Source organism: Streptococcus sp. Marseille-Q5855 (assembly GCF_946901985.1).
Taxonomy (GTDB): Bacteria; Bacillota; Bacilli; order Lactobacillales; family Streptococcaceae; genus Streptococcus.
On sequence record NZ_CAMPPR010000002.1, the window covers coordinates 238,847 to 258,901 of the forward strand.

Annotated in this window: 15 protein-coding genes; 2 read left to right on the plus strand and 13 right to left on the minus strand. The window is 39.1% G+C overall.

The window, feature by feature from the left end:
• Positions 1-121: 121 nt before the first annotated feature.
• Positions 122-1,009, minus strand: coding sequence for a diacylglycerol/lipid kinase family protein (locus tag OC529_RS03600; protein WP_057487685.1), 888 nt, complete (start codon positions 1,007-1,009; stop codon positions 122-124).
• A gap of 655 nt (positions 1,010-1,664) precedes the next feature.
• A complete protein-coding gene (locus OC529_RS03605) occupies positions 1,665-2,912 on the minus strand; it encodes a hypothetical protein (protein ID WP_262081502.1) in 1,248 nt (415 codons plus the stop codon).
• A 201-nt stretch (positions 2,913-3,113) separates the two neighbouring features.
• On the opposite strand from OC529_RS03605, the gene OC529_RS03610 reads away from it, so the two are divergent.
• Positions 3,114-3,611 (plus strand): tyrosine-type recombinase/integrase, encoded by a 498-nt coding sequence (locus tag OC529_RS03610; protein ID WP_262081503.1) that lies wholly within the window; start codon positions 3,114-3,116, stop codon positions 3,609-3,611.
• 137 nt (positions 3,612-3,748) lie between these two features.
• Here OC529_RS03610 and eno read toward each other — a convergent pair whose 3' ends face one another.
• Positions 3,749-5,053: a surface-displayed alpha-enolase gene (eno, locus tag OC529_RS03615; protein WP_000022821.1), complete on the minus strand. Its 1,305-nt coding sequence runs from the start codon at positions 5,051-5,053 to the stop codon at positions 3,749-3,751.
• A 163-nt stretch (positions 5,054-5,216) separates the two neighbouring features.
• Between eno and OC529_RS03620 the strand changes: the two genes are divergently transcribed.
• Positions 5,217-5,663 (plus strand): YueI family protein, encoded by a 447-nt coding sequence (locus tag OC529_RS03620; RefSeq protein ID WP_173217858.1) that lies wholly within the window; start codon positions 5,217-5,219, stop codon positions 5,661-5,663.
• Here the strand turns inward: OC529_RS03620 and OC529_RS03625 are convergent.
• The 10 genes from OC529_RS03625 to OC529_RS03670 form a co-directional block, all read right to left on the minus strand.
• Positions 5,660-6,775, minus strand: a complete 1,116-nt coding sequence (locus OC529_RS03625; protein WP_262081504.1) for a glycerate kinase — start codon at positions 6,773-6,775, stop codon at positions 5,660-5,662. The two genes, OC529_RS03620 and OC529_RS03625, sit on opposite strands and share 4 nt — an antisense overlap.
• A gap of 8 nt (positions 6,776-6,783) precedes the next feature.
• Positions 6,784-7,428, minus strand: a complete 645-nt coding sequence (gene serB / locus OC529_RS03630) for a phosphoserine phosphatase SerB (protein ID WP_262081505.1) — start codon at positions 7,426-7,428, stop codon at positions 6,784-6,786.
• A gap of 58 nt (positions 7,429-7,486) precedes the next feature.
• Complete coding sequence (gene glgA / locus OC529_RS03635; RefSeq protein ID WP_262081506.1) at positions 7,487-8,920, minus strand: glycogen synthase GlgA; 1,434 nt, start codon at positions 8,918-8,920, stop codon at positions 7,487-7,489.
• The gene (glgD, locus tag OC529_RS03640) at positions 8,917-10,056 is read right to left on the minus strand and encodes a glucose-1-phosphate adenylyltransferase subunit GlgD (protein ID WP_173254321.1); all 1,140 of its coding nucleotides are present in this window, start codon (positions 10,054-10,056) and stop codon (positions 8,917-8,919) included. The genes glgA and glgD overlap by 4 nt, the downstream gene beginning before the upstream one ends.
• Positions 10,046-11,188, minus strand: coding sequence for a glucose-1-phosphate adenylyltransferase (locus tag OC529_RS03645; protein ID WP_112443684.1), 1,143 nt, complete (start codon positions 11,186-11,188; stop codon positions 10,046-10,048). The genes glgD and OC529_RS03645 overlap by 11 nt, the downstream gene beginning before the upstream one ends.
• Positions 11,178-13,106 carry a 1,4-alpha-glucan branching protein GlgB gene (glgB, locus tag OC529_RS03650; RefSeq protein ID WP_262081507.1) on the minus strand — a complete coding sequence of 643 codons (1,929 nt, stop codon included), beginning with the start codon at positions 13,104-13,106 and terminating at the stop codon, positions 11,178-11,180. Before glgB ends, OC529_RS03645 begins: the two co-directional genes overlap by 11 nt.
• A gap of 382 nt (positions 13,107-13,488) precedes the next feature.
• A complete protein-coding gene (gene pulA, locus OC529_RS03655) occupies positions 13,489-15,768 on the minus strand; it encodes a type I pullulanase (RefSeq protein ID WP_050971579.1) in 2,280 nt (759 codons plus the stop codon).
• Between the two features lie 114 nt (positions 15,769-15,882).
• Entirely contained in the window at positions 15,883-17,841 is a 1,959-nt protein-coding gene (gene ligA / locus OC529_RS03660) for an NAD-dependent DNA ligase LigA (protein ID WP_262081508.1), read from the minus strand.
• 92 nt (positions 17,842-17,933) lie between these two features.
• Positions 17,934-19,112: an MFS transporter gene (locus tag OC529_RS03665; protein ID WP_262081509.1), complete on the minus strand. Its 1,179-nt coding sequence runs from the start codon at positions 19,110-19,112 to the stop codon at positions 17,934-17,936.
• A gap of 79 nt (positions 19,113-19,191) precedes the next feature.
• Positions 19,192-20,055, minus strand: coding sequence for a MutR family transcriptional regulator (locus OC529_RS03670; RefSeq protein WP_262081510.1), 864 nt, complete (start codon positions 20,053-20,055; stop codon positions 19,192-19,194).

The window sequence follows — 20,055 nt, forward strand, 5'->3', positions numbered from 1 at the left end:
TTCATCATCTGCTAAATCTGCTAGATCTTAAATACTTAATTTTACTTGTATTATAGATAGAATAAATCTGCCTACTGAAAATCACATAATGAAAAAAGCCTCGGTAACAAGGCTTTGAGTTTTATGATTGTTTCTTAGGTACGGAATACACTTCAATGTGTTGTCCTAGTACCTTGATGTCGACTGGTAGATTATCTGATTTATCGCCATCAACATCCGACTCTAATTCGATATCAGAAGAAATTTTAATAGTACGTGCCTTTATATATTCAATATTTTCATTCTCTACAAGATCTCCTTTTAACAAATCCGGAATCAAAGATAATTTAGAGAATATAGAAGCATCTTTCAAAATTAGAATATTTGCATATCCATCCTTGTTTTCTTCAAAGATTTTTTTATCTGCAAAATAATTTGTTAGAAGTACTAAAACATGACTTGCTTCCCCAAGGTAATTTCCATTTTCGGTTTCAACTTTAATGTTAAAGACTTGATCTGTCATGACGGACTTCATGGTATTAACTGCATAAGCCAAGATACCAAATTTCGTTTTATCTTCAATTTCAACATTATGAATGGCTTCAGGGAGAGACCCGATACTAAAGATATATCCAAAATAGTGACCATTTGCTTTTCCAATATCAATCTTATCAGTTAAATTGAAATCCAGATCTTCAATAGCTCCGTCAATATCTTGATTGATTTCTAAAAGTTTTGTAATAAGGTTACCAGTACCACCTGGTATAATTCCCAGTTTAGGAATATAGTCCCTTTCAGCAATCCCTGAAATAACTTCATTGACTGTACCATCTCCACCAAAAACTAGAATTGATTCATATCTTTCTCTAGCAGCTTCTTCTGCGAAATTTGTAGCATCTTTGGCTTTTTGAGTAATTTTAGTTTCCACATCATCAAAATACTCTCTTGCTTTATTCTCCAGCTTCTCTTTGTAATCTAAAGCTTTTTCTCCTCCAGAAGTTGGATTGATAATTAGCATTATTTTTTTCACTCTGCATTTTCTCCTTAAAATTGAAATAGAAAGGTTATTCTCGATGAAAATCAAAGCGTAAACTAGGGAACTAGCTGTAGGCTACTCACAACACTGTTTTGAGTCTGTATATTAGCCTGACGTGGTTTAAAAAGATTTTCTAAGAGTATTAACCTGATGACACATGATATTTGCGTATATTGCTATTATACAATGAAATGTTAAAAAATAGAAATAAATTGCTTTTAATATCGGTTTTTATCTCATATTAAAAAATGATCTATTTTTTAATAGTAGGTTATTCTTAATCATCCAAATTAGTCTCTCTCCTCCACACGATGGAATATAGTTCGTAGATATTATTGCTATTTTCTAGTTCCGGATAAAGATAAAACTCACTTGAAAGAATATTTTCCCCATATATAAGTCAGTCTTTGTCTGACTAGCTACTAGCAGATAGATTAGTTAATGTTCATTGTCTACTAATCTGAAAATGAAAATACTTCAAAAGTCAGTTCAGCTAAGCATAGCAAAAACTTAATTTTAGGAAAAGCTGAAGTATCTAGTATTACAATAAAAGGCATATTATCAAGTGTTTTTGACACCTGATAACATGCACTTTTCTGATTTTAAAGATTTTGCCAGTTTTATTAACGGTTAAGATAAGACACTTTCATTATGGCTCTTCATCATCATCAATAAACTGTTCTTTTACCAAATCCTTGATATCACTTTTGATACTTTTAGTATCTATAATAGAATCTTCACCTAGTTGGTGAAATGTCGCTTTATCTCTAATAGTATATTCTTGTTCATCGTCATATTTTTTGGTTATCAATCGAATCATCTTTCGTCTTAAAGATTTTTCCCCTTTGATGTTTCCTCTTTCTTTTATCCATGCCACTGCTAAAATGACCAGCATTAGACAACCGACATAACCTAAAAGAGGATACATAATGGAGACTAATTCTTTAAACCCCATAAAAGATAAACCATATCCTATAGCGACCGTAGCAATTAGAATAGGGTAAAAGCGCTTAGGTTGGTTTGAAGAGAAACGTTTTGCCAAGGCATAAAATAAACTGAAAGCTGTATTAAAAATGAGTCCAAAAATAATTAGAGCATACAGCAAAGAAAATAGAGGATGAATTTGCTCCGCAATTGTTAACATAGGAATATCAACAGTTGAAACAAGTTTTATATTGGCGTATAAAATACCAGTTGCTACGGTAATAATCAAACTAACTACAAGTCCACCTAAGAGACCACTTTTTTCTGCAACACCAATTCTCATGACAGAACCTCCTAAGACAAATGCCATGGATACACCAGTCATAACAGTTAGTGCGAAATAATTTAGTAAAGAAACCCATACATTGGGCATCGGAGAAGAAAGTGTAGCTGTGATTGCTTCTAACTCTTCAAAATCAAAACTTTTCCCTACGAACGTATGGACTGCCATAATGATAATCATGACAAAGACCAAAGGAGTAAATATCCCAAGAACGCTGGTAATCTTTTCAAAATTAAGAAAACTGACAATAATGACCAAGATAGCACAAATCAATCCTCCCAACCAAAATGGCAAACCAAATTGTTGGTTAAGATTTGAACCAGCTCCTGCAATCATAACAAAACCAATTACAAAGCAGGAAACAATTAAAGCAAAATCAAGAATCTTATTAGTAATAGGCCCGGCAATTTGGGAAAGAACTTCAAAATGATCATTTGAACGGAAATAGCTTCCTAAGGTAATGATAATTTTACCAAAAATAATACTTATGATTCCAAGAACAATCGTTCCAATGATACCCCATTTACCAAAACTAACAAAGTATTGCATTAAATCTTGGCCTGAAGATAGTCCAGCACCAATAACAACACCGACATAAGCTAATGCTATATTTAAAATACGTTTTAACACTATTTTCTCCTAACCGTTATCACTACAATAAATGACTGTCTATTTAGTATACTATTTTCTTATATTATTGTCAAAAATATAGGTATTAGAACCCTGTACATAGAAATATTTCTGCACGATATAGCAAGATAACACAAGGACTAGTCAGCTACTAATCAAACTTCTATCCTCCTCAATTGTTTGGAGATATTGGCTAGTCTTATGTTAGATAAATATCACAAAGATAGGCAGACATTGGATATCCATACTACATTCAATCGATACATTCCAGATGATGATGGAACTAAGACTTTTGCCAGCTTCAGGACGACACACCTCACAAAAAGAGAGATTGAAATACTTGATAAAATGATTGAATTAAATCGTCTAAGCGAAACAACCGATAAGAATTGGCAGAAAAGTGAACGCATCTTCGTTACAAATACGGGAAAGCCCGTTCATAGCTCCATCCTAAGCAAGTCTCTCCAGCGAGCAAATGAACGCCTAAAGAAACCAATTCCCAAACATCTATCGCCTCACATTTTTAGACATACTACCATCAGCATTTTAGCTGAAAATAAAATTCCGCTAAAAACAATCATGAATAGGGTTGGACATTCTGATTCTGATGTTACTAATTCCATCTATACCCACATCACGAAGAACATGAAAGATGAAGCAATCAATGTACTGGATAAAGTTATGAAAAAGATTTTTTAAAAAGTTTTGCCCCTTTTTTGCCCCCTAAATACAAAAATAGCCCTTCGGATAAAATCCGAGGGGCTAGAAACGTTGTTAAATCAACGGCCGAACTTTTGAATTTCATGGTTCGGGATAAAATAGTTCACTGAACTATTTTATTTCTTAAGGTTGTAGAATGATTTCAATCCACGGTATTCAGCTACTTCACCAAGTTGGTCTTCGATGCGAAGCAATTGGTTGTATTTAGCGATACGGTCTGTACGTGAAAGTGAACCAGTCTTGATTTGTCCTGCGTTAGTTGCAACTGCGATGTCAGCGATTGTTGAATCTTCAGTTTCACCTGAACGGTGTGATACAACGGCAGTGTAACCAGCTTCTTTCGCCATTTCGATAGCGTCGAATGTTTCAGTAAGAGTACCGATTTGGTTAACTTTGATAAGGATTGAGTTAGCAGCACCTTCTGCAATACCTTTTTCAAGGTAAGAAGTGTTTGTTACGAAGAAGTCGTCACCAACCAATTGAACTTTACCACCAAGACGTTCAGTAAGAGCTTTCCAACCGTCCCAGTCATTTTCATCCATACCATCTTCGATAGTGATGATTGGGTATTTGTTTACCAATTCTTCAAGGTAGTCGATTTGTTCTGCAGCAGTACGTACAGCTGCTCCTTCACCTTCAAATTTAGTGTAGTCGTAAACTTTACGTTCTTTATCGTAGAATTCTGATGAAGCACAGTCAAATCCGATAAATACGTCTTTACCAGGAACATATCCAGCAGCTTCGATAGCAGCAAGGATAGTTTCAACTCCGTCTTCAGTTCCTTCAAAACGAGGAGCAAATCCACCTTCGTCACCTACGGCTGTTTCCAAACCACGAGATTTAAGGATTTTCTTAAGAGCATGGAAGATTTCAGCACCCCAACGAAGAGCTTCTTTGAATGATGGCGCACCAGCAGGTACGATCATGAATTCTTGGAAAGCGATTGGAGCGTCAGAGTGAGAACCACCGTTGATGATGTTCATCATTGGAGTTGGAAGCACTTTAGTGTTGAATCCACCAAGGTAGCTGTAAAGTGGGATTTCAAGGTAGTCAGCAGCAGCACGAGCTACAGCGATAGACACACCAAGGATTGCGTTTGCACCCAATTTACCTTTGTTAGGAGTACCGTCAAGAGCGATCATAGCACGGTCGATAGCTTGTTGATCACGTACATCGTAGCCAATGATAGCTTCAGCAATGATGTTGTTTACGTTGTCAACAGCTTTTTGTGTACCAAGACCACCGTAACGAGATTTGTCACCGTCGCGAAGTTCAACTGCTTCGTGTTCACCAGTAGAAGCTCCTGATGGAACCATACCACGTCCGAAAGCACCTGATTCAGTGTAAACTTCTACTTCAAGTGTTGGGTTACCGCGTGAGTCTAGGACTTCGCGAGCGTAAACATCAGTAATAATTGACATTTTTTACTCTCCTTATGAGTTAAATTTTTTACACCTCTATAATACCTTAAAAACCCACCTTTTTCAAGAAAAAACGTTATCTTTGTGCAAATTTTCCTTAACTTTATAAAGTAATCGCTTTCTTTTGTCTGTTTTATTCTAACTTTTATGATATACTGTTTTCATGACAGATTTATCAAAACAATTACTTGAAAAAGCTCATGGTGGGCCAAAATTAAATCCGGATGAGCAAAGACGCTATCTTGGTACCTTTGAGGAAAGAGTTCTTGGATATGCAGATATTGACACAGCAAATAGCCCTCAGCTAGAAAAAGGTTTTTTATCTATTTTAGAAAATCTTCAAGAAAAAGCAGAGCCACTATTTGTGAAGATTTCACCAACTATCGAATTTGACAAACAAGTTTTCTACTTAAAAGAAGCAAAAGAAACTGATAGCCAAGCTACCATAGTATCTGAAGAGCACACTTCTTCTCCTTTTGGACTGATTATCCATACCGATACACCAGTACAAGTAGAAGAAAAGGACCTTCGACTTGCTTTTGCAAAACTTTGGGAAGTTCAAAAGGAAGAACCAGTCAAAACATCCTTCTGGAAGAAATGGTTTGGCTAAATCTTGTGCATATTTAATAAGTGCCCAATATTGGCAGCCGTGCGCTCCAGATAGAGACTGGCATTTTTCAAACTCTCTTCTAAAGATTCACTTTTCTCCAAAATTGAAAAGGCAGCTTGAATATTTTCAAATGGTAGGGAAGGTAAATCTTCAGCAAGACTACCACAAATAGCAATGACAGGAACTCCGACAGGGGTTCTTTTTGCTACGCCTATCGGCGCTTTCCCAGCAAAGCTTTGACTGTCCAGTCTACCTTCGCCGACGATAACCAAGTCAGCATATGCAACTTTCTTATCAAAATCAATCAAATCTAAACAGGTATCAATTCCAGACACGATATTTGCCTGAGCAAAGGCACACAAACCGCCAGCAATGCCTCCACCAGCTCCTGCTCCTTTAATTTCTAATGTTGCAGGTGAGACTTTTTCATAAAAATCTTGGATCGCTTGATCTACGACTGCAAACATAGTAGGTTGTAGGCCTTTTTGTTTGCCAAAAATGTAGGTCGCACCTTGATGACCACATAAGGGACTCACAACATCTGCTAAAATATGAATTTGCACATCTTCAGGAAGTTCATAGCGATTTTCTGTTGAAACAGAAGCTAATTTTAGTAAGGATTGACCGCATGCAGGCAAGACATTTCCATCCTTATCATAAAATCGATAACCTAAACCAGCAGCGATCCCAATTCCTCCGTCATTACTAGCCGTGCCACCAACGCCGATATAGATTTCTTTAATCCCTTGAGCAATGAGATGGCGAATCAACTCTCCGATACCACGAGTTTGGATTTGAAGTGGATTTCGTTTCTCTATCGGAATTTTTCCAAGGCCAACCAAATCAGCAACTTCAAATAGTGCCAGTTTCCCTTTTTGAAAATAGCGCATGGCTTCTTTTTGGCCAAAAGGGCCTGTCACTTGGATCCATTTTTCTTCTAGGTCAAGAGAATGTCGGATAGCATCTACAGTACCTTCTCCCCCATCACCAACAGGGCAGAGGAGATATTCTACATCTGCTATCGATTGTTGGAAACCTCTTTTAATAGCTTCAGCCACCTGTTGAGCAGACAAGCTTTCCTTAAACGAATCTGGTGCAATTACAATCTTCATATTTTCCCTCATTCTAAACAGTCAATCAAAGGTAGAACTTCTAAAAAATCCCTCTTGTCAACATGATTTGGTATTTCTTTTTTGAGTACTTCTTTTGCACAAAAGGCGATTCCTAGTCCCGCTGACTTCAACATCAATAAATCATTGGCCCCATCACCGATTGCAATCGTTCTTTCTTTAGAAAGTTTTAGTTCCTCTCTCCATTGTTCCATAGTCTCTTTTTTAACCTCGGGACTAATAATTTGTCCAACTAATTTCCCTGTTAGAAAGCCACCTTTGACTTCAAGTTGGTTGGCAGAGAAATAGGCAATTCCAAGAGATTTTGCCAATCTTTCAACTATTGGTGTAAAGCCATCGGACACCAGACCAACTAGGATACCATTCTTTTGGAGAATGGAGATGAATTCCTGGGCATTTGGCGATAGATGAATAGTGTTGAAGACTTTATCAAAAACCGAAACAGGAAGACCTTCCAAGAAGGACACTCTGTCTCGTAAACTGCTTTCAAAGTCCAACTCTCCTCGCATTGCCTGACTTGTAAGCTGCGCAATTTCCTCCTCACAAGCTGCCTCTCTTCCCAATAAATCAATCACTTCTTCTAGGATTAAGGTTCCATCCACATCCATAACACACAAACCTTTTACTTGAGACATCAGTTCTCCTCTCTAAACAGCCTAAAAATCGTATGAAGTCATCATACGATTTTATCTATTAATTAACTAAACTATGGTACAAGTCAAGGTATGACCTGCAGGCTGTATCCCATGAGAAATCACACGCCATAGCTTGTTTTTGTAGGTTTCTCCAAACATCAGGATGGTTTCTATACAAGTCCAATGCTGTTTGGAAAGTCCAATTTAACCAGTAAGGAGATAGATTGTCGAAGCTAAAGCCAGTACCGCTTCCTTCGATTGGATTGAAAGCGCGGACAGTATCTCGCAAACCACCAACTTCATGAACCAATGGCAAGGTTCCGTAACGCATAGCCATCATTTGAGACAAGCCACATGGTTCAAAACGACTTGGCATGAGGAAGAGGTCACAAGCAGCATAGATTTCTTGAGCAAGTTTGACATCAAAAGTGATATTTGCTGATAGCTTGTCTGGGTAAATCTGAGCAAACCATGAGAAAGCTCCTTCAAAGGCTGGATCTCCAGTTCCCAAAAGAACAATCTGGACATCTTCTTGCAAGATATGGTGCAGACTTTCTACCACCACATCAAAACCTTTTTGACGTGTCAAACGAGAAACAATTCCCACCAGTGGAACGTCAGCTCTAACTGGCAAGCCAACTCTTTCTTGTAATTTTGCCTTGTTTTGGGCTTTCCCAGACAAATCTTCCTGATTAAAATGATAGTCTAAAAGGACATCCGTCTGAGGATTATACAGATCAGCATCAATCCCGTTCACGATACCAGACACCTTGCCAGATTCCATTCGAAGAATCTGATCCAAGTTACATCCGAACTGACTGGTCATAATTTCATGAGCATAGCTAGGTGAAACGGTTGAAACACGGTCAGCATAAAGAATACCAGCCTTCATCCAGTTCAGACAGTTGTTCCAGCGAAGGGTACCATCAGCATAACGTTCAAAGCCGACTCCAAACAAATCCCATAACATTCCTTCTGAAAATTGTCCTTGAAATTCCAAATTATGAATGGTTAAAACAGTTTTTATTCCTTGATAGGCTTGAATCCAACGGTATTTTCCCTTTAACAAGAAAGGAATCATAGCTGTATGGTAGTCATGAACATGGAGAAGGTCAGGAATGAAGTCAATCCTTTCCATAGCCTCAATGGCAGCCAGTTGGAAGAAAGCGAAACGTTCCCCATCATCAAAATCACCGTAAACATGACCACGGAAGAAATAATATTGGCTGTCAATAAAGTAGAAGGTTACACCGTTTAAGACGGTTTTCTTAATCCCACAGTACTGTCTGCGCCAACCGACGCTCACCTCAAAATGAAGAACATCTTCAATCTGATTTCCAAATTTAGCCTCTACCATGTCATAGTAGGGTAAAATCACTGCAACTTCATGTCCCGCTTTTACCAGTGATTTAGGAAGAGCGCCAATGACGTCTCCCAAACCACCTGTTTTTGAAAAGGGTGCACCCTCTGCTGCTACAAATAAAATTTTCATGAATGAATATCCTCTGTTACTTTGCTACCTTTCTTAACTACAACAGGATGTTCTGCAGTTCCTCGAATCACAACACCAGGCTCAACTTCAACACCCTTGTCCAAGATAGCATATTCGACCTGTGCACCTTCTCCAATCACAACACGAGGGAAGAGCAGGCTATCTTTAACCAAGCTATCCTTATGGACATGAATATTACGTGATAGAACAGAATTAGTCACTTGACCTTCAATGATACTACCAGAAGCAAACTGAGAAGTACTTACCTTAGATGTATTAGCGTAGTAAGTGGGTTCTTCGTTCTTAACCTTTGTATAAACCTTTTGATTTGGTGAGAAAAGAGAATAGAATTTTTGCGATTCAAGCATATCTTTATTAGCTTGGTAATAAGACTCTACAGAGTGAATATTTGCCAGATAACCTGTGTACTCGTAGGCGAAAGCTCCCTCTTTTGCAGCCAAATCCCGTAAAACATAGCGCAACTTCTCTGGGTGTTCTTTTTTAGCTTCTTCTTCCAAGCGTTCAATCAACCAAGGTGTATCAACGACAAAGATATCTGTAGACATATTGAACGTTTCAGCTGTTGACTTGCTATCAAAGAGTTTATGAGAAAGAACATGGTCTGTTTCATCCACTTCTAAGATTGCATTTACTTCTGAAATATCTTTCTTAGCTAGTTTTTTATAAACTACAGTGATAGGCCCTTTTGTTGTACTATGTAGGTGGAAAACTTGGTTCAAATCAATGTTAATCAAAACATCACAGTTGAGTGAAACTGTTTGGTTTGACCCAGAACGTTTCAAATAAGTAAGAAGCTGTTGGTAGTATTCTTTTCCAACTGTGCTACTTTCTACACGGGTATTGTAAATCCCTAGATAGTAATGGCTAAGAAGAGTTGATAAGCCCCACTCGCGTCCTGAACGAATATGGTCAAAGACTGAGCTGATATTATCCTGCTGGAAAATACCAAAGACACTACGAACACCTGCATTAGCAAGGCTTGAAAGCGGGAAGTCAATCAAACGATATTTCCCACCAAATGGCAAACTTGCTACTGGACGGTGGTCCGTCAATGTCGACATATCATGAAAACCAACTGTATTTCCTAAAATGGCAGAATATTTATCAATCTTCATCTGTTGCTACCCCCACTACTTCATCATATCCTACAACTTGTACTTCTTCTGTTCCATCAATTTCGACACCGTCAGAAATAATCGCACCTTCACCAATAATGGCACGTTTAATCTTAGCTCCTTGACCAATGATAGCTCCACTCATGATAACTGAATCAAGGACTTCTGCTCCTTCGCGAACTTGCGCGCCTGTTGAAAGGATAGAATGTTTAACAGTTCCATCAACGAAACATCCGTCTACAACTAATGAGTCTTCCACATCAGCATTTGCACCGAGGAAGTTTGGTGGTGAAATCAAGTTTCTTGAGTAAATCTTCCATTGACGGTTACGGCTATCCAAGGCATTTTCTGGAGAAATGTACTCCATGTTCGCTTCCCAAAGTGACTCAATCGTACCGACGTCTTTCCAATAACCACTAAATTCGTAAGCATAAACACTTTCACCTGACTCAAGGTAATTTGGAATGACATTTTTACCAAAGTCTGACATATCTACATTGCTCTTTTCAGCAGCGACTAACATATTACGAAGGCGTTGCCAATCAAAAATGTAGATTCCCATAGAAGCTTTTGTAGATTTAGGTTGAGCTGGTTTTTCTTCAAATTCAACAATACGATTGTTGGCATCAGTATTCATGATACCAAAACGGCTTGCTTCTTTAAGAGGGACGTCTAAAACTGCTACTGTCAAGCTGGCATTATTATCCTTATGAGACTGGAGCATATCATCATAGTCCATTTTGTAGATGTGATCCCCAGACAAAATCAAGACATACTCAGGATTGACACTGTCGATATAGTCGATATTTTGGTAAATAGCGTGACTAGTCCCCTCAAACCAACGATTTCCTTCACTGGCAGAATAAGGTTGGAGAATAGAAACACCAGAATTAATACCATCTAGTCCCCAGCTTGAACCATTCCCAATATGATTGTTGAGAGCAAGTGGCTGGTACTGTGTAATGACTCCAACATTGTGAATCCCTGAGTTGGCACAGTTTGAAAGGGCAAAGTCAATGATACGGTAGCGCCCACCAAATTGCACAGCTGGTTTTGCGATGCTTTGAGTGAGTTTACCGAGACGAGTTCCTTGCCCACCAGCAAGAATCAAAGCTAACATTTCATTCTTCATTTTCTACTCCTTTTTGGTTTTTACTTGTGACGGTTTTTGCAGATTTCAAGCGACGTTTGATTTTCCAGACACTAGCCCCCATAGCCGGTAGGGTAAAGGTTAAGGTCTGCTCATAATCTTTCCATAGTCCTTCTTGCGTTTGCACAGTTTGATTATGTTCTTTCCAAACGCCTCCCCACTCTTCTAACTCAGTATTCCAGACTTCTTCGTAAATCCCTGCAACAGGTAGCCCGATTATAAAATCTTTCCGTTCAACAGGTGCCATGTTAAAGATACAGACTAGCATTTCTCCCTTTTTACCCTTACGGATGAAGGAAAGAACACTCTGGTCTCGATTATCCGCATCGATGATTTCAATACCATCATAGCTGGTATCAATTTCCCACAGACAGCGGTTGTCTTTGTAAAACTGGTTTAGCTGAGAAGTGAAATACTTCATCTTAGCATTCATTGGGTCTTCTAGGTTAGACCATTCCAACTGTTCTTCAGATTTCCATTCTAGGAATTGACCATATTCGCTACCCATGAAGAGCAATTTCTTACCAGGGTGACAAATTTGGTACGTATAGAGATTGCGCAAGCCTGCGAATTGATTGTAACGATCTCCCCACATCTTATGCATCATACTCTTCTTACCATGAACCACTTCATCGTGCGAGAATGGCAAGAGATAGTTTTCATTGAAAACATACATAAAGCTGAAAGTCACCAAATTAAAGTCATATTTACGATAAATCGGATCTTCTTCGTAGAAACGGAGGATATCATTCATCCAGCCCATGTTCCATTTGTAGTCAAATCCTAGACCACCAAGCTCTTTCATTCCCGTAATCTTGGTTGCAGACGAACTTTCTTCTGCAATCATCATCACATCTGGATATTCTAACTTAATAATGTCATTCAAGCGTTGAAGGAAATAATAACCTTCATAGTTGAGATTTCCCCCATCTTTGTTAGGTGTCCATGGAGCATCATCATAGTCCAAATAAAGCATGTTGCTAACAGCATCCACACGAATACCATCCAAATGATAGACATCGATCCAATGCTTAATACAAGAAATCAAGAAGGACTGGACTTCATTTTTTCCAAGGTCAAAATTGAGAGCGCCCCAACCATAGTTATGAGCCTTATTATGGTCTTGGTACTCAAAAGTCGGTGTCCCATCATAATAGGCTAAGGCATCATCATTGATGGTAAAGTGACCTGGTACCCAGTCTACGATAACCCCAATATTATGGATATGACACTCCTCGACAAAATCTTGAAACTCCTCTGGTCTACCATAAGCATGCTCTAAAGCGAAGTAACCCATAAGCTGATAACCCCAACTCAACCCCAAAGGGTGGGACATCAAGGGCATAAACTCAATATGAGTATAGTTCATTTCAACGAGATAAGGAATGAGTTCATCCTTGAGCTGGGCAAAACTATAAGGACTACCATCAGGATTTCTTTTCCATGAGCCAGCGTGAACTTCATAGATATTGACAGGACGTTCAGCAAAGCCCCAACGTTTTCTTCGTGCCAGCCAAAGTCCATCCCTCCATTTCTTCTCAGGAAGCTCTGTTACGATTGCCCCTGTTCCTGGACGCGCCTCATATCTGACAGCAAAAGGGTCAATCTTCATCAGTTGATGACCATTTTGACGTGTGACATGATATTTGTAAATATGCCCTTCTTGAGCCATATTGGTAAAGACTTCCCAGACCCCAAAGTCATTTCTTACCATTGGAATCTGACCCTCAATCCAGTTGGTAAAATCCCCCACCAAGTGGACAGCCTGAGCATTAGGTGCCCAAACACGGAAAGTATAGCCATACTCTCCATTCACTTGCTCTTTATGTGCTCCTAGATAATGCTGAAGGTGAAAATTCTCTCCTGTCATAAAGGTGCGCAAAGCTTCTCTTTTATCCATAATACCCCCTCTTTTCTGTAAGCGTTTTCTATGTTTTTATTATACTACCTTTTTAGAGAAGATTCAAGTAAATTACTATACTTATTTAAAATTATTTTGAAAATCTACAAAAAGTTCACTTTCTCGTTCAATTGTAAAGCAATATTTTTTCAAAAAAATGTGAAAACGCCTTTCTTTTCTCTACTATAATACCAAAAAGTTCGGATTTTTTCTATGATTATTATTGTTTTATAGCAAAAAAATAAAACCAGGAAAACAATTTCCTGATTTTACACATTTGATGAAAATATTTATCAACTTTTCTATACAAGTGAGTTGTTAGCTAAGCTCTTTCTATTCGTTCACTTCCAATAATGTGTTAGAATAGCGAGATAGATGGTCTTTATAAAACACTCAAGACGGCTAGACTAATATCATCTAAAACATTATCTTCTTTTGAACGACTATTGGTTACCAACATGGCTAAATTTCCTGCATTCTCAAACTGATAGGGTTCGGATTTAGCATTCACAACAACCAAGAGGTGTTCTTTCCCATGAACTTCATAGATAAGGCAGCCGCTATGTTCAATCGCAGAATGCACAAAGACATGATGGTAAATTTCATCATAGCTAGAGTAAGAAAAGGCACCAGTTTTTGTCTTCAATCGGATGACTTGACGGATAAACTCAATACTATCTTGACGCTCATTGATCAAATCCCAGTTGACTTGGTTCACACTGTCAGGAGCATTATAGCTATTCATCGCACGCTCTCTATCATCATGGGTCAACTCACCATTCTCACCAGTCGCAACCAGTTTGGTACGACCAAATTCTTGACCGATTTCCATAAAGGCCATTCCTTGCATGAGCAGATTCATGGCTGTGGCTGTCTCAACCTTGCGCATGATTTGTTCTGAACTTTGGTCTGGATGAAGAGTTGCCAATAAATCGTGAAGATTGTAATTGTCATGGGCTTCTACATAGTTAAGCACCTGATTTGGATGTGTATAGGTTCCTAATTCACGACTTCCTAGGATTGCTTTAGCTAGAATTGGCTCTGTCGCAGCACCACTGACAAAACCTGATTTAATTGCACCGTAAACTTCTCCACCTTTGACAGCATCACGCTGATTGTCATTAAAGAAACCAATGTTTGGCATTTCGTAGGCGTTGTCTTTCTTAGCCTTATCATAAGGGGCAAGACCTGTTCCCATATCCCAACCTTCTCCATAGAGGATAATGTTAGGGTCAATTTCATCCAAACTCTGACGAATCATCTGCATGGTCTTGACATCATGAATCCCCATCAAGTCAAAACGGAATCCGTCAATATTGTATTCCTGCACCCAGTATAGAAGAGAATCAATCATATACTTGCGAAACATTTCGTGTTCACTGGCTGTTTCATTTCCAACACCCGTTCCATTCTGGAAGGTACCGTCTGGATTCATACGATAATAGTAATCAGGGACAGTTGTTTGGAAAGGTGCATCAACAACTGAAAAGGTATGGTTATAGACCACATCCATAATGACACCAATACCCGCATCGTGGTAAGCTTGAACCATGGTCTTCAAATCACGAATGACCTGAGCTGGATCATCTGGATTAGTTGAAAAACTAGTTTCTGGTGCGTTATAGTTTTGTGGATCATAACCCCAGTTGTAGGTTACATTCCCGTCCTCATCGTATTCTTTGTGACGGTCTGCAATTGGTTGCAACTGAACATAATTGTAGCCCAACTTCTTGATATGATCAAAAGCAGTTGACTGACCGTACTGGTTAACCGTTCCAGTCTGAGCAGCACCCAAGAACGTTCCTCGAAGATGTTCATCCACACCTGAGGTCGGTGATTGGGTCAAATCACGAATATGCATTTCACAAATAACTGCCTTACATGGATTTTCCAAACGCCAAGCAGCATCAGAACCATGCTTGACCTCGAAATTTTCGACTTGTTTTTCTGCATGGCTCAGAATAGCAGAACGTTTGCCATCAGGGCTGGTCGCTATTGTATAAGGATCACGTGTCAGTGTTTCGTGATGAGGGAATTGGACTTGATACTGATAAGCCTTACCAGTCAAATCTTCCTCAACATCCAAACTCCAGACACCAATAGTATTGTCCTTATGGTTATAAGAGTAGCGATTGCCTCTCTCCATATCAAAAGTCTTCCAAACAGGTGCATCATTAGTAGCTGATTCATAAACCACAACCTGTACTGCTGTCGCTGTTGGTGACCAGAGGGAAAAATGAGCCTGATTGTCCTCTACATGGCAACCCAATTCCCCTTGGTAACCCCAATGATGGTCAAAACTAGCGCTGTTAATGGCCTTATCAAAGGCAAAAGGATTTTGATTTTTATAGAAAGGACTGGCAATAGCAGGATTTTCAGAGTAATAAATCCGATCATCGCCTTCCAAAATCCAGACCTCTGTTAAGAGGGGATAGTGATTAAAACGGATAGCATATTCTTTACTGATTTGGCCGGTATGAACCACAAAATTCAAGCTTTCTAAGGGATGAACACTTGGGTGTTCAAAGCTAAATAAGGCACCAAAATAATCTTCTTGGTAAGTTAGTAAATCAATTCGTTGATCCTGGCTTTTTACAAAAGAGCAAGTGTCATATTCACCATTCTTGCGATGGTAATGAATGCGCATAGGGTAGGTATACATTTTTATTTTTTTCCTTTTTTAAATTTGTTTCTGTTTCACTAATAAATTCTTGACCAATCACGTCCAGATTAACAAACATAGTCAAATTATCCAAACTCTGTTTTTAAAAGATCATTACAAACTTTCGAGCCAAGCTTCATCTCGAACTTCGATACCAAGTTCTTGTGCTTTTTGAAGTTTACTTCCAGCATCTGCGCCTGCCACGACGAGGTCGGTCTTTTTAGAAACACTGCCTGTTACCTTGGCACCCAGACTTTCGAGTTTGCTTTTAGCTTCTGAGCGCTTGAGCCGTTCCAATTTTCCAGTCAATACCACGGTCAAATCTGACAATGCTGCATCCGCTACTACTGTCTGACCTTTATAGTCCAGATTGACCCCAGCTTCTTTCAATTCTCTTAGGAGAATTTCAGAGCCTTCTGTCGCAAAATAAGTTTGAAGACTCTTGGAAATCACGCCACCTAAACTTTCAATACTCGCCACTTCCTCTGGATCTGCCTGAGCCAGATTTTCAATCGAGTGAAAATGTTGAAGTAAAAGCTGACTGGCCTTGCTTCCGACATGACGAATTCCCAAACCAAACAAGAGCTTCTCGGCAGAGTTTTCCTTAGATGCTTGAATGGCTTGATACAGTTTAGAAGCAGACTTTTCCTTAACCCCCTCTAAAAGGAGAAAATCTTCCTCTTTCAAACGATAAATATCTGCCACATCCTTAACCAAATTGGCAGCAAATAGTTTCTCAACAATAGATGGCCCAAGGCCTGTGATATTCATGGCATCTCGAGAAGCAAAGTGAATCAAACCTTCCATGATTTGGGCAGGGCAACGTGGATTGATACAACGGAGAGCCACTTCATCTTCAAAGTGCAACAAGTCAGAGTTACAACTTGGACAGTTTGTAGGGATATCTAGTTTTTCTTCAGAAACCCGCTTGGACTCTACCACTCGTAAAACAGCAGGGATGATGTCACCAGCCTTATATACGATAACTGTGTCGTCTTTGCGGATATCTTTTTCAGCAATATAATCCACATTGTGTAGGGTCGCACGGCTAACAGTTGTACCAGCTAGTTGTACTGGTGTTAGATTCGCAGTTGGGGTTACAACACCAGTACGGCCAACTGTCCAATCAACTGATAAGAGTTTAGCTTCTTTTTCCTCAGCAGGAAACTTGTAGGCTACTGCCCACTTTGGTGCCTTAACGGTAAAGCCAAGTTCTTCTTGACCTGCTAGGTCATTGACCTTGATCACCACCCCATCGATATCATAAGGCAGATTCTCCCGTTCCTCTCCTACTTCTTGGATAAAATTCCAAATCTCATCCATGCTTTCAGCCAAAATTCGCTTAGGATTGACCACAAAACCGAGCTGTTCTAGGTGCTTCAAAACTTTTTCTTGACTATCACGAGTTGACGGGCTGGCTTCTTGATAGAGAAACGTTGCAAGATTGCGCTTGGCTACTACTGCTGTATCCAGCTGACGTAGTGTGCCTGCCGCCGCATTACGAGGATTAGCAAATTCAGACTCTCCATTTTCTTGGCGAGCTTGGTTAACCTGGTCAAAAGAAGCGCGTGGCATATAACATTCTCCACGAACTGTGATATCTAGTTCTTCTGGCAAGGTCAAAGGAATATCCTTAACACGCTTAAGATTTTCTGTGATATTTTCCCCAATAGAACCATCTCCACGCGTTGCCCCCGCAACTAAAATCCCCTTTTCATAAGTCAGCGAGATAGATAAGCCATCGATTTTCAGCTCACAAATATAGGTTGGATGAGCCACTTCCTTACGAACACGCGCATCAAAAGCTTCAAGCTCCTCACGTGAAAAAGCATCCTGCAAACTATAAAGAGGATACTGATGACTGTATTTTTCAAAACCATCTAAGACTTTGCCACCAACACGATGGGTCGGACTGTCTGCTAACACTTGATCTGGATAGGCAGACTCCAACTCGACCAACTCACGGTAAAGGCGGTCATACTCACTGTCTGAAACCGACGGATTGTCGCTGGTATAGTACTCAGTCGCATAGCGATTGAGCAAGGCGACTAACTCATTCATTCTTTTATTCATAAAACCATTTTACCATAAACTAAGCCCTCCTCACAAACGAGAAGGGCGGAAAAAACACTTAGATTGGAATTATTTTTGAAGTCCAAGCAAACTTATGTCTCTTTTTCAAAATGAGTTTGAACATATCCGAGAGCTAAGAAAGATAAGGCTACAACTCCAAGTCCAATAATCAAGAAAGAATAAAGATGAACACTTGGAAGAAAGGTCATTAAACCTGTTGCTATAGGCATAAAAAGTATAGCTAAGGTATAAATCGAACTGAGAACTCTACCCAAATATTCACCTTCAACCTTGGTTTGTACTTGAGTAAAAAAGTGAATATTGAACATCGTCATAAACAATTCACAAACGAAATTACCTGAAAAAGTAAGATAGGATGGGAGGGAAAATCCCATTATCATCACCCCAAGTCCAGTCAGAGCCAATAAAAACAGAAGCATTTTCATACTGGCTTTAATTTTACTAGATAGAAGAGCCCCAACAATAGACCCAATAGCACCCATTGTTAAAATAGTAGCATAGGCACCTTGAATTCCATAGAGCTGATTTGAAAAGGGAAGTAGAAATTCAAAAGCGGCAAAAAAGAAATTAACGCTGGAAGCTACCAGCAAAAGGAAGAATATTTCTTGCTGATGCCAGATATAGTGTAACCCATCCTTGATATCTACAAAAATATCTCTCCCAGTAAAAGCATTTTTCTCTTGAACTTTTGCTTCCTCTTTTGGAAGGAAAGCCACTAGAACAAAAGCAATGAAAAAAGTCAGCGAGTCTAGCAATAGCGTCATATGGAGACTTGCAAACTGTAAAACAAGGAAGGAAAGAACAGGAGAGCTAACACCTACAACCTGCAAAACCAGCTCTAAGCGAGAGTTATAGATCACAATCTCATCTTTCTCAACAACCTCAGTTATAATGGCTTTATTGGCTGTACGAGAAAATGCGAAAGCAATAGCCTGAACAATATTGGCAACAATCAAAGCGCCAATCATCCAGCTGTCATTTCTTATAAAAGAAATAGCCAGACAAAGAATACCACAAACAAGGTCTGTCGTCATTAAAATCTTACGACGAGAAAAACGGTCTGAAATGACTCCGCCAAAGGGATTTACGAGAATAGATGTGACCAGTTCAGAAATCTGATACATTCCTAAAACTGTCTGTCCGATAGTCCCCATGGAAGCCAACCAGACACTATTTCCATAATCATAGAGCATATTCCCTATCTTGTTAACAGCTCCGCGACTAATCAACTGTACGGCATAGCGATTCATATAAAAACTCCTCTCAAATTTTGAAACTATTGTATCAAAACTGAAAGGAGCTTTTTATTTTTTCCCTTATTTGGGAAAATTAATCTTTGACAAATTTTTCGTAGTGTTCCTGATAGTAGGCTACTTGCTCTGGAAGACCTAGCACGTCAAAAATATGCATGGCCTCTTGCATTTGGCTACAACCTTCTTTACACTTTCCTTTTTGATATAAGGCAAAGCCTTTGAGGTAATGTAAAATATTCCGTTCATACAGACTAATATTTTTACCAATAATCTTCTCTGTATAAGTCTCAAAATAGCTTGCATTGCCAAAAGAAAGATGCTCTAAACAATGCTGGTAACAATTGAGGGCCAAAATCAACACTAATCTCTTATGGCGACCAATCTCTTGGTAAAATTCTTCCCTCTCCATAACTTCTCTACCAATCCGAGTGACATAGTCCACATCGTAGAAACTATAGAGGTTCCCGAAAAGAATCAACTCATACATGGTCCATTCTTCTGTTTTGAAGAGATAATCTGCTACCTTATCCAAATCATCCTGCTTCATCTCATAACTCGAATCTCTTTGACAAATCAGACCTTGTAGCAAAATCCAGTTCAGCTCAAAATAAAGGGGATTCGTCGAACTCTTAACCTTTTCAAGTTGTTCTCTTTGAAGCTTTTGAAAACCTACAATATCATTTGAGTAGTAAAGCGGAATAATTTGTGCCATCATGGCAACATGTTCATGATTATGGAAATCCCTAGCCTTATCCATAAAATTTTCGATTGTGACATGAATGTTATCCAAAATCTCAAAAAAACGTGAGACTGCTAGGTCAGACTCCCCAAGCTCAAAGCGAGATAACTGGGAAGTTGAACAGGACTCCCCTGCTGCTTCCTTTAAAGAATAATTTCCACTTGTTCGAAATTCACGAAATACTTTTCCAAGATGTTCCAT

Coding starts and splice junctions, on each gene's coding strand:
- pulA (WP_050971579.1), bottom strand. CDS start 15,768: ATGTATACCTACCCTATGCGCATTCATTACCATCGCAAGAATGGTGAA.
- glgB (WP_262081507.1), bottom strand. CDS start 13,106: ATGGATAAAAGAGAAGCTTTGCGCACCTTTATGACAGGAGAGAATTTT.
- OC529_RS03620 (WP_173217858.1), top strand. CDS start 5,217: ATGACAGATTTATCAAAACAATTACTTGAAAAAGCTCATGGTGGGCCA.
- glgD (WP_173254321.1), bottom strand. CDS start 10,056: ATGAAGATTGATAAATATTCTGCCATTTTAGGAAATACAGTTGGTTTT.
- glgA (WP_262081506.1), bottom strand. CDS start 8,920: ATGAAAATTTTATTTGTAGCAGCAGAGGGTGCACCCTTTTCAAAAACA.
- OC529_RS03670 (WP_262081510.1), bottom strand. CDS start 20,055: ATGGAACATCTTGGAAAAGTATTTCGTGAATTTCGAACAAGTGGAAAT.
- OC529_RS03665 (WP_262081509.1), bottom strand. CDS start 19,112: ATGAATCGCTATGCCGTACAGTTGATTAGTCGCGGAGCTGTTAACAAG.
- OC529_RS03610 (WP_262081503.1), top strand. CDS start 3,114: ATGTTAGATAAATATCACAAAGATAGGCAGACATTGGATATCCATACT.
- OC529_RS03625 (WP_262081504.1), bottom strand. CDS start 6,775: ATGAAGATTGTAATTGCACCAGATTCGTTTAAGGAAAGCTTGTCTGCT.
- OC529_RS03645 (WP_112443684.1), bottom strand. CDS start 11,188: ATGAAGAATGAAATGTTAGCTTTGATTCTTGCTGGTGGGCAAGGAACT.
- serB (WP_262081505.1), bottom strand. CDS start 7,428: ATGTCTCAAGTAAAAGGTTTGTGTGTTATGGATGTGGATGGAACCTTA.
- eno (WP_000022821.1), bottom strand. CDS start 5,053: ATGTCAATTATTACTGATGTTTACGCTCGCGAAGTCCTAGACTCACGC.
- ligA (WP_262081508.1), bottom strand. CDS start 17,841: ATGAATAAAAGAATGAATGAGTTAGTCGCCTTGCTCAATCGCTATGCG.